The organism is Corynebacterium suranareeae, from assembly GCF_002355155.1.
GTDB classification, from domain to species: Bacteria; Actinomycetota; Actinomycetes; order Mycobacteriales; family Mycobacteriaceae; genus Corynebacterium; species Corynebacterium suranareeae.
On record NZ_AP017369.1, the window covers coordinates 1,367,805 to 1,384,618 of the forward strand.

Below are 16,814 nucleotides of genomic sequence, written 5' to 3' on the forward strand. Positions count from 1 at the left end.
GTGGGCAAAATGAAAAATGCTTGATATATACACTAACGAGATCAAAAGAATTTGGCGAACCCACACTGTTTTCTGCTCACCTCGATGTCTTTTTCCGGTAGTGGGAGCTCATAGGCGTGAGCAACAGCAAATAGTCGCTCCACATACCAGCACCGGGCGCTTCGATCAGAAGGCAACCATTCGCTGGGCAGTTGGTCTGATTTATCTTGGTTCTCAGCCCGTGACACTAGTACGAGGTTGAGGGGATCATTGGCAAAGCTGATCCGTTCACCAGCCGTCCATGCGTGAGCCCCTAAATCCCATGCCGCGCTGAGTGGGAAAATATGGTCAACTTCAGCCGCTGATAAATCTAAAGCGCCACCTGAATATGGATCAATGCCATTGGCACCATTAACGATATTTTCGCGAACTCCACTGAGCCAACCGCCAAACATTAAGGTGCGGTCATAGCCTAAAACTGTGGCTCGCTGGGGGATAGCTTGTACAGGAGCTAGGTTTCGTTGGTCTTGTCCAATATATGGAGCGGCGGTGTAAAGGCAGAGAAAAACACTAAAGGCGATGAGTAACCGGATAAAGATCTTCATATCCTGGTTAGACTCATCGCCTAAGCATTTGGTTCCCTAAAGTTGTTAATTTTCTTTGTTCAGGTTTTTAGCTGCCTCTGCGAAATCAACATCCTCTTTCTTTTCTACGGCTGCGGCGAGATCCTTAGCCGTTTCAAATTCGTTGAGGATGTCTTCGGATGGTTGTTTGGTCATAAGGGAGACAACGACCATCACTATGGTTGCTAGCGCGAAACCTGGGATGATTTCATACAGCGTATCGCTTAGTGGGGACATACCCCACGCGATGGAGACAACAGCACCAGTGATCATGCCGGAGATAGCGCCGGCGGCGTTGAGGCGCTTCCAATAGAGGCTAGCAAGCATGATCGGACCAAATGCTGAGCCGAATCCCGCCCATGCAAATCCCACCAAGCCAAGGATGGAGTCAGAGGGGTTAATGGCCATGGCTGCTGCAATGATCGCCAAGATGATGACTGTGGCACGAGACAGCATGATCAAAGAGCGCTCGCTCAGAGAGTCTTTCTTAGCTACCTTGAGCAAGTCTTCGATCAATGATGAAGCAGTGACCAACAGCTGAGAAGACATCGTCGACATGATTGCCGCGAGAACAGCGGTCAAAATAAGTCCAGCGATCAATGGGTGGAATAGCATCCGGGCGAGATCTAGGAAGATGGATTCATAAGCCCTGGTATCAGTGATGCTGGCGTCGGGGTTTTGTGCGAAGAATACCGTGGAGATAATTGCGGTAAAGGTTGCACCCGCTAGGCAGAGGAACATCCACGAAATTCCGATGCGACGACCTTGCTTTGCTTCAGCTGGAGTGCGAAGCGCCATGAAACGAACCACGATATGAGGCTGGCCGAAGTAGCCAAGCCCCCAACCCAAGTTGCCGATGATGGCTGCTGCAGAAATACCACTGATCATAGAGAAGTAGGTGGGATTGCCAATTCCATCGGTGTGCGGGCCGTAATCATTAGAGCTTGCAAAGCTCCAAATATCCATGGGGTTCGCTAGTGCGAAATACGCCATGACGGGCACGATAATCAGGGAAAAGAACATGATCGATCCCTGGACGGCATCGGTGTAGGACACGGCAAGGAATCCGCCAATGAAGGTGTAGAGCACTGTCACACCTGCGACAATGCCCATGCCGAGTAGATAATCGCCACCAAATGTAGACTCCCAATACACTCCACCAGCAACCATGCCTGAGGAAATATAGAAGGTGAAGAACACAATGATGATTAGTGCTGCAACGATGCGAAGCGCACGAGATTTATCGCGAAGTCGGTTTTCGAAGAACGAAGGCAGCGTGATTGAGTTGGCTGATACTTCTGAATAAGAACGAAGGCGAGGGGCAACCCACATCCAGTTAGCCCACGCACCAATGGTGAGACCAACTGCAATCCAGAGCTCTGACATACCGGTGACAAATAGCGCGCCGGGTAGACCCATGAGCAGCCATCCCGACATATCTGAAGCACCTGCAGACATTGCGGCAACAAATGGGTTTAGACCACGACCTGCCAGCATGTAATCGTCATATTTTTCGGTTTTTCGGTAACTCCAGTAGCCGATGAGCACCATCACCAACATGTAGATAACGATGGCTATGATGAACCAGGTGTTATCGCTCATGAGGTTTCTCCTTTTGGATAGGGGACAAACGTGCAAAAGCACTGTGAACTACAACACTAATCCACCTGAGTATTTCACATATACATAGGCGTGAAATCACCCCTATCTGCGCTGCTGGCGCAGGCGCCGAGCTTGCAGCTCAAACGTGCGGAGGGAAGCGTCGAAAAGCAAGAATCTTTTAGCAGTGGTGATTTTAGAAATAACCGGTAGGCTGGAGTACTTGTCCAACGGTTTCGCACAGGGTTACGAGAAACCACCAGTCAACATAGGTGAAATAATTCATGACTTCTCACTTGCTTCACGGTCTCTGGATCAAAGATCGCGGTCTGCAACTGTGGATTGAGCAGGTCGAAGGGCACCGAATTGTGCTTCCGGAGGCAGTGGAAAGCGGAACATTCCCGCCGGTAGTCGAGCAAATCCTGCAGGGGAAAAAGTTCCGCGCGCGGATGAATGTGCATTTGCGCACGCCCAAAGGGCGCCATGTTGAACTCCCCACGCCAACGGCCGCTTTTACTCCGGAAGAAGCCGTCACGGTTTTCTCGCAATTAAGCTTCCTCAAAGCTGAAACCCCCGCTGCCACGCGCGCGCAGCGAGACTCTATCGCACCCGATTTATGGTGGCTTATTGCCATGTACCAGGGACTTACTCGCTTTGTACAAGCCGGCCGTGTCACCCTGCGCACGGTGATGATGGATAACGCGTGGTGGCCCCAGTGGCAATTATCTGCAAGCTTGTCTGAGCGCGGATGGTTGGCTGAAATGAACCACGCTGCGCCGGGAATTTTAAGGATCAATGGTGGCCGTGATTTAGCCGGCACCATGGCCAATGAGCTCCCGCACTGGATTGCGAACGCCATTTTGCGTGACTACCGCGATGAAACGTTGCCGTATGCGCGCCATGAATTTATCGATGCACTGCTGTTTAATCACGCGTTGCGCAAAGGCTCAACGATGCTTACGCATGCGCTTAACCAGTGGAAAAACACCATCACCTCTGCGTCTTTGCAGCTGGTAATTTTGGTGGAGGAACCCCCTGCAGAATCTGACTATGAAGATCCAATGGATTCTGTGTGGCCCGTGCGCTTAATGGTGCGCACAGGCGTGGACGCGCCACAGCCGATCCAAAAAGGTTCGATCGATAGCGGTGGCATGGAGCAACTGCGCGCGCAATATGAGACAGCGAAAACGACGTCGTTTTTGCTCGATCCAGCCCGCGAAGACGCCATGCTGGGTCACATGGTGGATATTGCACAAAGCGGCGACTGGGATATTTTCCTTACCACCGAGGAAATTGTGAGCTTTATTTCCCACGACGTTGCTAAATTGCGCAAAGCCGACATCCCTGTGATGCTGCCCAAAGCTTGGAGCACGTATGAAACACGCGCGCAGGTTGAAGCACGCACGCCCAACGACGCCGCAGATTCTTCGACCAAAGCAATCATCGGCCTCGACCAGCTTGTTGAATACAACTGGCGCATCAGCGTCGGCGACATCACGCTTTCCGACGAAGAGATGCGGGAACTCATCGACTCCAAATCAGGCCTCATCCGCCTGCGCGGTGATTGGGTCATGGCAGACCAAGACGCTTTACGACGCATCACCAGCTACATGGAAGAACTCTCGAAGTCTTCCGAAAAGCGGGCACGGGCTGAGATGGAAAAAGTGGCGATGGAAGCCAAACTCGCCGAAGCAAGTGGGGCAGAAGGCTGGCAGCTACTGGCAGCTAAAGCAGAAACTCTCCGCAAAGAATTCAACGAGAAGTTCAGTGGCGACGGGCACGGCGAAGTCACTCTTGCCGAGTTGCGCGAAATTGCACTGAAAGCAGCTGAAAACGAACCAGTGGAATTCACCGGTTCACAATGGTTTAACTCGCTACTGGGAGGTACCGAAACTCCTGCACCCGTGCGCGTGAATATTCCTGACACCGTGGTTGCAGACCTTCGTGAATACCAGCGACGCGGCGTGGATTGGCTTTATTGGATGTCCGCAAACAACCTTGGCGCTGTCCTCGCCGATGATATGGGTTTGGGTAAAACCCTCCAGCTGCTCACCCTGCTGGCTGTGGAACGCGCTGAAGCACCTGATGTTGAACGCGGCCCAACACTCGTGGTCTGCCCAACATCTGTGGTGGGCAACTGGGCTGCCGAAGCGATGAAATTTGTGCCTTCTTTGAAAGTGCTCATGCATCACGGCCCGCAGCGGTTGGGAGATGCTGAGTTCTTAGAAAAAGCCAAGGACATGGACTTGATTATCACCTCTTATGGTGTGATCACCCGTGACTTTAAACTCATGGGAGAAGTAGGTTTTGAACGCGTTGTCCTTGATGAAGCGCAAGCTATCAAAAACTCTTCTACCCGCGTATCCAAGGCAGTGCGCTCACTACCGTCACGCCATCGCATCGCGTTAACAGGAACCCCAGTGGAAAACCGCCTGTCTGAAATGCGGTCAATCTTAGATTTCTGTAACCCAGGAGTACTTGGTTCGGCATCGTTTTTCCGAAATCACTTTGCCAAAGCCATCGAGCGTCAACAAGACGACACCATGACTGAGCGTCTTCGCCAGCTCACCGCGCCGTTTATTTTGCGACGCCTGAAAACTGACCCCAACATCATTGATGACCTTCCTGAAAAAACCGAGGAAATCATCCGTGTGGATATGACCACAGAGCAGGCATCTCTGTACAAAGCGCTCGTTGAAGACGTACAAAAACAGCTTGACGAACGCGAAGGTATGTCCCGTAAAGGCCTAGTCCTTGCCACGATTACTCGCATCAAACAAATCTGTAACCACCCGGCACACTTTTTAGGTGATGGATCTGACGTCACCTTGAAAGGCAAACACCGCTCAGGAAAAGTTGCCGCATTGATGGATCTCATTGATACCGCAGTGAAAGAAGAACGACGCATGCTAATTTTTACCCAGTATGCTGCGTTCGGCCGACTCCTGGCGCCATATCTTTCCGACCGTTTAGGCACTGATATTCCGTTCCTTCACGGTGGTGTCACCAAACCTGGACGTGACCGCATGGTGGCAGCTTTCCAATCAGAAGATGGCCCGCCAGCAATGATCCTGTCATTGAAAGCAGGTGGCACAGGCCTCAACCTCACTGCCGCATCAATCGTGGTGCACATGGACCGCTGGTGGAACCCCGCTGTGGAAAACCAAGCAACCGACCGTGCATTCCGCATCGGCCAGCAAAAAAACGTTGATGTGTACAAAATGATTACCGCCGGCACGATGGAAGAATCGATCCAAGATATCCTCGATGGAAAAATGCACCTAGCCAGCACCATTGTGGGTGAAGGCGAAGGCTGGATCACCGAGCTGAACCCCGAAGAACTGGCCATGCTGATGAGTTACCGCGAAAGGGAAGGCGCAGATGACTGAGTCACGCCGCGTAAAAATGGATAACGTAATTTATGCCAACTTTGGCAATAAGCAACGAGTATCCACACCCGAAGACCGCGTCAAAGTAACCAACAAATCACGCGACAAACAATTTAGCCCTGCCGGTAAACGCACCGTTTTACTCACCGAGAAAAATGCCGACAGAGGCAGACAAAGCCGTGGTGAGCAGTACTACCGAAATGGAAATGTCACCGGCATGACAGTTTTGGAAGGACGCGTGGAATGCACGGTTGCTGGTTCCCAAAATGAACCTTTCACCACCACAGTAACGTTCCCATACCGCAGTTCTGAGAAATTGCGCGAGGCTTATTCTGCAATTGCCGATACCCCAAACGGCCTACGCCTCGTCCGCGATGGACACCTCACCTCATCCATGCTGGACCATTTAGTTGGTGGGATAGATGAGTCAATCTATTTCGATTGCACCTGCCCTGATCGATCCTTGGTGTGCAAACATGCAGTAGCAAGCTCACTGTATATCGCAGAAAAAATGACAGCCAACCCCGCAATGATCCTCGATATCCGAGGACAAGGAATGGCTGGACTAGAAGCTCTCATTCGCACCTACCACTCCAAAGTAGCTGTGGAACCAGAAGATAACGAGAGCTTTTGGAATGGTAAAGCACTACCTGGTTTACCTGACCCAAAGATCGCACCAGCAATTGATGATTCCGATATCAACTACCTTCACAAGGCTTTAAGGCTGGTGTCATACACCTCCCTCGAACAACTGCGTGCCGTTAGTGATATTGAGGATATGTACGAAATTTTGATTTCAAATCACCCCGATAACCAACAGGTTTACGAAGAAGAAGACACCGATTAACCCGGGGTTTGGGTGTGAATTACCCCCGAATGGGCAGCTATGTCCACAGTGCATGATGAGATGGGCGCTATGAACACAACAGTGAAATTTTTACACTCCTCGGACCTGCAAATCGGAATGACCCGGTGGTTTTTATCCGATGAAGCCCAGGCCCGGTTTGATGACGATCGCATTAGGGCAATTGAGAAAATAGGTGAGGTAGCACGGGACAATGACTGCGAGTTCATTGTGCTGGCAGGAGATGTCTTTGAACATAACTCACTTGAGCAGCGCACCACTGGACGCGCATTAGAAGCATTACGTTCTTTAAAGCTACCGGTGTACCTATTGCCCGGTAACCATGATCCATTAACTGCAGATTCTTTGTTTTATCGCGCCAAAGACATCGAGGGTGTGACCATTTTGTCTGATAATTCAGTGCATCAGATCAGCCCAGGTGTTGAAATTGTGGGAGCCCCACTCCTACAGAAGACAGCAAGCTCAGATCTGGTAGCAGATGCCTTGGCAGATTTAGAACCGACAGAAAACATTCGCATTGCTGTTGGGCATGGCCAAGCAGAAGCCCGCACTACTGATCACCGTGCGGACTTGATTGACCTTAAAGCCGTTGAATCCAAACTGGCGGACGGCACTATTGATTACCTTGCATTAGGTGATACCCACTCAGCACAGCCTGTAGGCAACAGTGGCAAAGTGTGGTTTTCCGGTGCTCCAGAAACTACCGACTTCCACGATCTTGACCCAGACCGGGTGGGAGGAGAAGTAAATTCCGGAAAAGTTCTCATCGTCAACGCCACCAAGGCGCATGTCGAGGTTAAAGAAGTCGAGGTGGGGAAGTGGACCTTCCACGCTTTTTCCCGTGATATTTCATCCATGGCAGATGTGGAAGAGTTCTTACAAACCTTGCGGGACTATCCAGATAAATCTAGAACAGTAATTAAATATGGTTTGCGTGGAACCATCACGTTGGAACAAAACAGAATTCTGGAAGAGGGTATCGCGGAACTTGAAGATGTTTTTGCTTCCCTTAAGCCACGCGAACGTACAACAGATCTTGTCCTTGAACCTGGTGAACATGATCTGGAGTACTTAGAAATGATGGGCTATGCTGCCGATGTTTTGCGAGTACTGAGTGATTCAGTAGTGTCCGGTAATGCGCCAGAAGAAGACCGTGATGCTCTTAACCTGCTGTTTCGTCTAAGCCGGGAGGTTTAAACACATGCGTATTCACGAAATAATTATTGATAATTTCCGCGCTATCGAGCATTTAGAGCTTCGTGATATCCCAGAACGAGGTGTCATAGTCATCCATGGTGACAACGAGCAAGGAAAATCCTCCATCTTAGAAGCCATTGATACCGTTCTAAACATTAAACACCGCAGCAAAAGCGGAAAAATCAAAGCTATTCAGCCCGTTGACCGCGATGTTCCCATCAGTATCACCTTTGAGGCAACAATTGGTGATGTCCGCTTCCGGATCCACAAGCAATACTTAAAAACTCCAGCAGCTGAGATGCAGCTTATTGAGCCACGGCCGTCCAACCACCGCGGTGATGAAGCAGAGACCAAACTTGCAGATATCTTGCATACCCATCTTGATACAGCGTTGCTGGATACCTTGTTTATGAAACAGGGAGAAGTTGAAGCAGGTATCAATGCGGTAGGAATCCCTGCGCTGACTAGTGCTTTGAATACTCAAAGTGGCAGTACAGAAGATGCCACTGAAGACACTGAACTCATGGCAGCAGTGGAAAAAGAATACGCAAAGTTCTATACCAATACAGGTAAGGCCAACGCTCGCTTTTTGCAGTTTTCCAAGCAGGTGGATGACCTGCGCGCAGACCTTAATGTCGCAAGTGCTGAGGTTGCTCAATTATCGTCCCATGTTGATCGGGTTGCGCGTTTGGAATCTGATCGCGACGTGGCGAAAGCAAAGTTGCCTAAAGCGGAAGAAGAGCTGGAAATCCGGCGTTCTGAATTAGCGGGAGCTTTAAAGATTAAGACAGAAGCGGAGGAAATTCTTGCACAGTTTTCTCGAGCTTCTGAACAGCTAGAGCAAGCTGTTGGTGCACAAAATCGACGTAAAGATGCCCGAAACAAACTAGAACAAGCAAAAGAAGCGGTAAAAGAGGCTGAAGCAGCCAAAGAAAATAAGCAACAGGATGCGACTAGAGAAGCAGAAGAATTCCAGGCTTTAAGTGCGAAGCTAGAAGCCGCACGAGTAGCTGAAACTGCTGCCATCAGCAGGGTGAAAGATGCACGCCAAGTAGTTGTTGGCATTAAAAACCGTGATCGCAAAGAATACCTTCGCACACTTTTAGTTGAGCTGGACCGCATTGGAACAAAGCTCCATGATTTACGGACCGCCCAACATAGTGCAGTACCAGTAACCCAACGCGATATTGATGCACTGCGAAAAGCAATCACTGACGTAGAAATTCAAAGAAGCCTCGTTGAAGCGAGACAGGGAAATATTACGTTAAGTGCGGTAACGCCAACCGAAATTCAGCTCGGCGATAACGCTTTGTCACTTTCAACTGAGTCCACGCAGGTCCCTCTTGACCGTGATCTCACAATGGTGATCGGTGATGTCACCGTCACCATCAACCCAGGAAAATCAGCCGCTGACAGCCGATCCGATTTAGAATCAGTTGAAGCTACATTGGCGGAGCTTCTTGACCGGCTTGATGTTAAGGATATGGATCAGCTTCAGGAACGGTTCAACGCTCAAGAAAAACGCGATGCTGATATCGCTGCGCTGCTAAAAGAGCAAGAGCGCACCAGCGGTGGAATCGACGTAGCAGTTTTACGAGCTGAGCTAGATGGGCTGCAAATCCCTGATGGTTTAGATCCTGACCTTGGTTTAGACGGCGCCCAAACACAATTAGAAGAGGCGGAAGAATCACGAGAACGAGCAGGGGAAGCACAAAAGCAAGCAAGCGCTGCATTGGATGGGCTACGGTCTCGTCCTGCTGATAACGCCTTGAGGGTTTTGACTGCTCAACTTGATAGCTTGGCCAATAACGTAACGGTGGCTCAAAATGAACTTGATAGGGCAGTCGCGGACAGCTCCGATGAGGACGTGACTGCTGCCGTGCAACGGTGCACAGATGAACTAGCTGCTGTAACACTTAAACGGCAAGAGATTGAAAAGTCCCTGGCCGAGTCGAATCCTGATCTAGCTCAACGCCTATGCGACGGTGCTGAAGCAAATGTGAGGTCTTATAAAGCGGCAATTTCTGATGCAAGCACTGAGTTAGTTCGGTTGGAAGGACTCATTGGGGTTGCAGCAGGAGCTAAAGAACGATTCGACAAGGCGGAAGCAGCGCTGAAAGCAGCGGAGAATCGCTTGGAATCTGAACAACGCAGAGCACATGCTGCACGTCGTCTTCATGATCTTATGGTGTCTTACCGTGATGAGTCCAGGAAGCGATACGCGGCTCCTTTTGCCGATAAGCTTTCACGCCTAGCTGCATCCGTGTTTGGGGAAAACACGGACTTCGACCTCGATGACAAACTCTCAATTGCAAGTAGATCGATTGGGCCACGAACGGTAGATCTTGATCACCTATCAGGAGGTGCCCAAGAACAGCTAGCAATTCTCACAAGATTTGCCATCGCGGAATTGGTTGCTGAATCTTCTGAGCAATCTGCAGTTCCAGTGTTTATTGATGATGCTTTGGGCAGCACTGACCCTGAACGCCTTACCCGCATCTCCCTGCTATTTAGCGATGCCGGTAAAGAATCTCAGGTATTTGTGCTTACATGCGTGCCAGACAGATACAACTATGTAGAAGTCGCACAAAAGCTCAGCATTGAATCATTGAAAACCTCTAACGTGCTGCTGTAAAAGCCACCGCTAAAGCCACCACTAAACGGAGCACGTCACAATGAGTATTCACCCAGATGCCCAGCGTTTTCTTCAACTCGCCTCGCACGCTCCGGATTTGGATACCCAGAGCGTGGCAGAAAACCGGGCTGCCAATGAGGCCTCCAGGCATCTCATGGGCAATAAAACTCCAGTGGCGGCAGTTCAAGATCTAGAAATCGACGGCATTCCAGTGAGGGCGTACAACCCACGGCCTGATGTGGACCAGCTGCCGGTATTTATCTACTTTCACGGCGGTGGATGGGTACTGGGAGATCTTGAATCAGTAGATTCCACAGTGCGCGACATAGCGGTGACTTCGGGAGCATTGTGCATCAGCGTGGATTATCGGCGAGCCCCGGAACATCCTTTCCCCGCAGCACTAGATGATTGCCAGGCCGTGACAGAAGCAGTACTCAACGGTAGCGTTTCTAACACCAACCCCGAACTTGTAGCCGCGGGAGGAGATAGTGCCGGCGGGAATATTGCAGCGGTGATTGCCCAAGAACTTCGAGATCGAATCGTGCACCAGGTCCTTATCTATCCAGTGATGAATCTGTCTAGTTTTGATACCTCAAGCCATCAAGAATTTGCCTCGGGGTATTTCTTGACCCGTAGACGCCTTGAATATTTCTACACCTGTTATGCGGCTGAACATGACCGAAGCGACCCACGGTTGTCGCCAGGATTGCATAAAAATTTAAAAAATTTGCCACCGGCTACCATCGTGACGGCGGAATGTGATCCTTTGGTAGATGAGGTTTCTGATTATGCAGAAGCTTTACTTAAGGCGGGAAATGCTGTTACGCACGTACAGTTCAAAGGCCAGGTTCATCCTTTTGTGCAAATGTCTACACTCATAGCCGATGCACTGTCTGCACGGCGTTTCATTGGTGGGGAACTCGCAGAGGCCTTTAAGTACAGTCGTTCCACGAAACCAAAGATATAGCCGAAAGCCAATCTCCTTCGACAGAGTTTTGTAGATTTCTACAAAAATAGCCCTAATCTTTTGGACATTTTGGCATAGACCACAACCCTTAAAAAACGTAACTTAGATCATAGAAATTGATTGACATTCGTTTAGGGAGGTCCCTTGTCAAAGGTCGCAGACAACATAGAAGAACAGCTGCGTTCAGAGTTATTTGATGGAATGACCATCGCGGCTGGTGGTTTTGGCCTGTGTGGTATTCCCAGCACGCTGATTGATATTGTGCGTGACTCTGGCGTAAAAGACCTCACTGTAGTTTCCAACAACTTAGCTATTGATGGAGTCGGCTTGGGTCGTTTGCTGGAAGGCGGTCAAATTTCCAAGGTTTTGGCGTCTTATATTGGGGAGAACAAACTCTTCATGGAGCAATACTTAAGCGGAGCTGTTGAGGTGGAATTCGTCCCGCAGGGAACTTTGGCGGAACGGATGCGTGCAGGCGGGGCAGGTATTGCTGCGTTTTACACTCAAACCGGTGTGGGAACAGCCATTGGTGAAGGAAAGCCCACCGCAGAATTTGATGGTGAAACCTACTTGATGGAACGAGCCATCATCGCTGATGTTTCGCTCGTTCATGCGCACACAGCTGATATTCACGGTAATTTGCGCTATCGACTTGCCGCCCGGAACTTTAACCCCGTTGTTGCAAAGTGCGGAAAGGTCACCTTCGCAGAAGCGGAACACATCGTCGATCGCGGTGAACTAGGACCTGATGATATTCACACCCCGAGTGTATTTATCCATCACCTCACCCAAGCACTAATTCCCAATGAGATTGAACAAATTGTCAATCGTCCCCGACCAGAAGCTTTGCAGGAGGTTTAAAAACCATGGCTTGGACACGAGATGAAATGGCTGTTATTGCCGCTTCGGAACTAGAAGATGGCGATTACGTCAACTTAGGAATCGGTATTCCCACACTGATCGCTAACAATCTGCCAGACGGTGTACACGTTAACATTCAAAGCGAAAACGGCATCTTAGGCATGGGACCTAATCCATATCCAGGCGAAGAAGACGCAGATCTTATTAACGCTGGTAAACAGACCATCACGCTACAATCCGGCGCAGTCATCTTTGATTCTGCTACATCCTTTGCCATGATCCGCTCTGGAAAAATGAAGGCAGCGTTTTTAGGTGCCATGGAAGTTTCTGGATCAGGTGATCTAGCCAATTGGATGATTCCAGGAAAGCTGGTCAAAGGCATGGGTGGTGCCATGGATCTGGTAGCCGGTGCAAGGCGAGTCGTGGTGCTTAGTGAACACACCTCTAAAAATGGCCAACCCAAGATCGTGTCGGAATGCTCCCTTCCTTTAACTGGTGTTGGGGTAGTAAACCGCATCATCACAGATCTGGCGGTGTTTGACATTGAGGATGGACAGTTGGTGTTGCGTCAGATCGCGCCGGGTGTCACAGAAGAAGAAGTGAGAGAAAAAACTGCAGCTCCATTCACGGTGGATTTGGATGCAACTATTCAAGGAGTAGTTCGATGAGTGTTGTTGTCGCTGGTATCGGTGAGACCCCGATGGGGAAATACCCGGATCGCAGTATTTATGAAATGATCCGCGAAGCGGGCCATGTGGCTATTGATGAGGCCGGAATTGATCCAAGCCTTATTACGGCTGCGTATGTTGGAAACTTCAATGGTCAGCAACTGCTAGGTCAGGGGCATTTTGGCCCACTGGTGATGGAAACTTTAGGTATGCCGCATGTCCCGGCGATGCGGGTCGAAGGTGCGTGTGTCTCTGGCGGCTTGGCGTTGCTTCAGGGCATTGAGGCGATTCGATCTGGAAGGCACAAAGCTGTGCTAGTTGGTGGTGTGGAGAAGATGACTCACCAAACAACTGCTGCTGTCACGGGTGCTTTGACCTCAGCAATGGATATTGAATTTGAGGCGCATTCTGGTCTGACGTTCCCAGGTGCCTTTGCGTTGGTTGCTCACCGTTATTTCTACGAGTTTCGCAATGTGCAGCGCGAAATGGCCCAGGTGGCGGTCAATGCCCATGACAATGCACTGCTTAATCCGACAGCCCAAATGCACAAGGCCATCGATGTGGACAAGGTGTTAAATGCTCCTCGCATCGCAGATCCACTAGGGCTTTATGATTGCTCCCTGGTTACTGATGGTGCCGCATTTTTGGTGTTGGTGTCGGAAGATTTAGCCCCCAATAACGGCCATCGACAGGTAAATATCATCGGTTCTGGACATGGTGGCGATGCCCTGACATTGCACGGTAAAGATTCCATGACCACTTTCGGTGCCACCGTCCGGGCTGCGAAACAAGCCTATGAACAGGCTGGGGTTAGCGCCACAGACATTGATTTGGCCGAGGTGCACGATTGTTTCACCATTACTCAGATTATTAATACTGAAGATCTTGGATTCTTTGAAAAAGGCCACGGCGGCGACGCTGTTGCAGAAGGTCGCACCGCACGAACCGGCGACATGCCGATCAACGTTTCAGGCGGGTTAAAAGCCAAAGGCCATCCCATCGGCGCAACTGGTATTAGCCAAGCGATCGAGGTGATCACCCAAATCAGGGGCGGAGGAGGGGAGCGCCAAATTAATAAAGCTGATATCGGTTTGACCCACAACTTGGGTGGAACTGCTGGTACCTGCGTGATCAATATCTTCCAAGGAGCGTAAAAATCATGGCTGCTGAAATTTTGACCTACACCATTATTCGGACGCCACCGAAGGGGTTTGAGGGCGCACCGTATTGCGTTGCAGTAATCAACAACAACGGAATCGCTGAAACCGTTCGGGTTTCTGGCTACCAAGACGGGCAGGACATCCGCATCGGCGACGCAGTAAGCCCGCTTGATCAGCCCGATCAGTTTGGCGCTACTTTTCGCTTTGCCACTTAAATTTCCCTGACACAAAAGACTTTTACCTCCGCTACGGCGACCTAGCAGTGGCGGAGGTGGGCGTCGATAAGCAGCATTTTAAGGAGATATCGTGAGCTCGACCTTTAAAACTGCCAAAAAGGCTGCGCCGAAGCAGTCATTTATGGATCGGTATTTAGCCTGGTTTATCCGTTGGATGCCTGAGTCGTTTGTTATCTGTTTGGCACTGACCGTGTTTGTTGGAATTTTCGCGCTCATTGCCACAGATACTCCACTGTGGAGCATGAATCCAGAAACTACCAGCGTGGTCAGTGCGTGGGCGGAAGGGTTTTGGAGTCTGCTGGCATTTACCATGCAGATGACGGTGCTGCTGTCGACAGGAAGCGCGGTTGCCTCATCACCACCGGCACAAAAAGTGCTGACAAAGATCGCTAGTATCCCAAATTCAAAGTTCCAGGCGATTTTGCTGGGTTCGGTTTCTGCGGTGTTGTTGGGATATGTGCACTGGGGATTGGGCATGATGGCTGCGATTGTGTTGGGTAAAGAAATCCTTGCGCAATCACGAATCAAGGGTTATGCCTTGCATCCACCAGTGATGATTGCGGCGTTGTTCATGGCGTTTTTGCCCTCTTCAGCCGGTATTTCAGGTGCGGCAGTGCTGTATGCGGCAACGCCGGGGTACCTCAAGGATATGGTTCCGGAAAACTATCAAGACCGAGTTCCAGAAGCCGTGCCGCTTACTGATTCTGTGCTGCGCCTTGATTTCATCATCTTGTTGGTGATTTGTTCCATCATCACCACAGGATTTGCATTGCTCATGCATCCCAAGAGCAAAGAGAAAACCGCAACGATTTCTGATGAGTTCTTCGCTGAAATTCAAGCGGGAAGTGAAAAGATCGTGATTCCACGATCCACACCAGCTGAAAAGTCCAATGCAAGCCGTTGGATCATGTACCTCGTTGGCGGAATTGGGTTGTTGTACAGCATTTTTAGCCTCTGGACTGGTGGCGTAACTGGGCTGACGCTCAACTCATTCAACTTTTTGTTCCTGTCACTGGGCATGGTGCTGACAGCTAATTACGGGCCGGAGTATTATGCGAAACTCATCCGTGAAGGCATTCAAGGAACGTGGGGTTTTATTCTGCAATTCCCGTTCTATGCAGGTATTTTCGGACTAATATCTTTCACTGGTTTGGGTGTTGTGATCTCCGGTTTCTTCACCTCAATTTCAACGGCAACCACGTGGCCGGTAATCGCATTCCTATACTCTGGGCTGCTCAACATTGCCGTGCCTTCGGGTGGTTCAAAGTTTGTTATTGAGGCTCCATATATTATTCCGACAACGATTGATCTCGGTGCTGATATGGGCCTTGTCCTGCAGGCTTATCAAATGGGCGACGGCGCCACCAACCTTCTCATCCCATTTTTCGCGCTGCCGTACTTGGCCAATTTTAAGATCAAATTCAGCCAAGTCGTCGGCTACACTGTCCCACCTGTGCTGGTTGTCCTGGTCGTAACCTGCATCTACCTGTTTGTGCGGGCATCAATGATTTAAAAAGATGCTTCTCGACGCCAAAAGCCGCGGCACCTTCAGCAATTACTGAAGGTGCCGCGGCTTAAAGTTGTGCGCGCTTAAGCGGACTTGATTGCGGAGCCGTCGATCTCGATCTTGATCTTTTCAGAAACAAGCACGCCGCCGGTGGACAGTGGAGCCTGGAAATCAATGCCGAAGTCCTTGCGGTTAACCTCGGTGGAAGCCTCAAAGCCCAGGCGGGTGTTGCCGAATGGATCCTCAGCAACGCCGCCAACCTCAACGTCCAGGGTGACGGACTTGGTGGTGTCACGAATGGTCAGATCACCGGTAACGGTGCCTTCGTTCTCGTTCTTGATAACAAAGGAGGTGGCCTCGAAGGTCATCTCAGGGAACTTATCTACTGCGAAGAAGTCATCGCCCTTAACGTGTGCATCGCGGTCAGCGTTGCCGGTAGAAATGGAGGCGGTCTTGATAACAACCTTTGCAGAGGAGTTCTCTGGGTTTTCAGCGTCTACCACGATGGAGTCGGTGTACTCGGTGAACTCACCGCGAACCTTGGTAACCATTGCGTGGCGTGCAACGAACTTGATTTCAGTGTGTGCAGGGTCAAGGGTCCAGGTGCCAGTCAAATTGCTCATAGTAAATCCTTTTCAAGAAGTTTCTGTTTCGTTTTTAACGGTACCGACGTTTGTGCATCTCTGCAGTCTCTGTGGCTGTCCGTTGTTCGAGTTCTATACTAGTCAGCTTTAGTGACATGTCAACAACTTTCTTTAAAAACTTGCTGCGGAAACTAAAACCCCCAGCTAGAAGCGTGAATAAAATTATTATGCCTTTTAGTTCCTTACCAGCTTCCGGCTCTGTTCGGTGTCTTAAGGGTGATGTATTGGCTGGTTTTCGGCCGCCAGGGCTGTTTGGCCGGGGGACTTCCTGCGAACCGACATATATGACCAAATCCGTAGGTGCTCTAAGGATTCTTGGTCGCCAGTGCAAATTTGTTGGCCGGGATAACGTCATTTTTGACCAGGAACTAGTGTTTTATAACCTTCCTTGGTCGCTAGGTTGAATGAGGCTTAAAAACTGGCCAATGGGCTAGAAAAACGATCACGCTAAAATCGCTCCTAAACAAATACTCATTCTGGAAAT

General features: G+C 50.1%; 13 protein-coding genes. 10 read left to right on the forward strand and 3 right to left on the reverse strand.

Going from position 1 to position 16,814, the window contains the following annotated elements; genetic code table 11:
* Window positions 1-41: 41 nt before the first annotated feature.
* Window positions 42-584 (reverse strand): GmrSD restriction endonuclease domain-containing protein, encoded by a 543-nt coding sequence (locus N24_RS06510; RefSeq protein ID WP_096455380.1) that lies wholly within the window; start codon window positions 582-584, stop codon window positions 42-44.
* Between the two features lie 45 nt (window positions 585-629).
* The gene (gene putP / locus N24_RS06515; RefSeq protein ID WP_096455382.1) at window positions 630-2,204 is read right to left on the reverse strand and encodes a sodium/proline symporter PutP; all 1,575 of its coding nucleotides are present in this window, start codon (window positions 2,202-2,204) and stop codon (window positions 630-632) included.
* A gap of 281 nt (window positions 2,205-2,485) precedes the next feature.
* Here putP and N24_RS06520 point away from each other — a divergent pair, with 281 nt between their 5' ends.
* The 10 genes from N24_RS06520 to N24_RS06565 all read left to right on the forward strand — a co-directional run bounded on the left by N24_RS06520 (window position 2,486) and on the right by N24_RS06565 (window position 15,692).
* Window positions 2,486-5,590, forward strand: coding sequence for a DEAD/DEAH box helicase (locus N24_RS06520; protein WP_096455384.1), 3,105 nt, complete (start codon window positions 2,486-2,488; stop codon window positions 5,588-5,590).
* A complete protein-coding gene (locus N24_RS06525) occupies window positions 5,583-6,437 on the forward strand; it encodes an SWIM zinc finger family protein (RefSeq protein WP_096455386.1) in 855 nt (284 codons plus the stop codon). The genes N24_RS06520 and N24_RS06525 overlap by 8 nt, the downstream gene beginning before the upstream one ends.
* A 39-nt stretch (window positions 6,438-6,476) precedes the next feature.
* Window positions 6,477-7,652 (forward strand): metallophosphoesterase family protein, encoded by a 1,176-nt coding sequence (locus tag N24_RS06530; RefSeq protein WP_096455388.1) that lies wholly within the window; start codon window positions 6,477-6,479, stop codon window positions 7,650-7,652.
* Between the two features lie 4 nt (window positions 7,653-7,656).
* Complete coding sequence (locus N24_RS06535; protein ID WP_096455390.1) at window positions 7,657-10,287, forward strand: AAA family ATPase; 2,631 nt, start codon at window positions 7,657-7,659, stop codon at window positions 10,285-10,287.
* A 40-nt stretch (window positions 10,288-10,327) separates the two neighbouring features.
* The gene (locus N24_RS06540; RefSeq protein WP_167382050.1) at window positions 10,328-11,254 is read left to right on the forward strand and encodes an alpha/beta hydrolase; all 927 of its coding nucleotides are present in this window, start codon (window positions 10,328-10,330) and stop codon (window positions 11,252-11,254) included.
* 144 nt (window positions 11,255-11,398) lie between these two features.
* Window positions 11,399-12,115, forward strand: a complete 717-nt coding sequence (locus N24_RS06545) for a CoA transferase subunit A (RefSeq protein ID WP_096455392.1) — start codon at window positions 11,399-11,401, stop codon at window positions 12,113-12,115.
* A 5-nt stretch (window positions 12,116-12,120) separates the two neighbouring features.
* The gene (locus tag N24_RS06550) at window positions 12,121-12,783 is read left to right on the forward strand and encodes a CoA transferase subunit B (RefSeq protein WP_096455394.1); all 663 of its coding nucleotides are present in this window, start codon (window positions 12,121-12,123) and stop codon (window positions 12,781-12,783) included.
* A complete protein-coding gene (locus N24_RS06555; RefSeq protein WP_096455396.1) occupies window positions 12,780-13,937 on the forward strand; it encodes a thiolase domain-containing protein in 1,158 nt (385 codons plus the stop codon). Before N24_RS06550 ends, N24_RS06555 begins: the two co-directional genes overlap by 4 nt.
* A gap of 5 nt (window positions 13,938-13,942) precedes the next feature.
* On the forward strand, window positions 13,943-14,158 hold the full coding sequence (locus N24_RS06560) for an OB-fold domain-containing protein (protein ID WP_096455398.1): 216 nt from the start codon (window positions 13,943-13,945) through the stop codon (window positions 14,156-14,158).
* A 91-nt stretch (window positions 14,159-14,249) separates the two neighbouring features.
* A complete protein-coding gene (locus tag N24_RS06565) occupies window positions 14,250-15,692 on the forward strand; it encodes a TIGR00366 family protein (protein WP_197702380.1) in 1,443 nt (480 codons plus the stop codon).
* 77 nt (window positions 15,693-15,769) lie between these two features.
* On the opposite strand, the gene N24_RS06570 is transcribed toward N24_RS06565, so the two are convergent.
* A complete protein-coding gene (locus N24_RS06570) occupies window positions 15,770-16,309 on the reverse strand; it encodes a YceI family protein (RefSeq protein ID WP_096455400.1) in 540 nt (179 codons plus the stop codon).
* Window positions 16,310-16,814 lie beyond the last annotated feature (505 nt).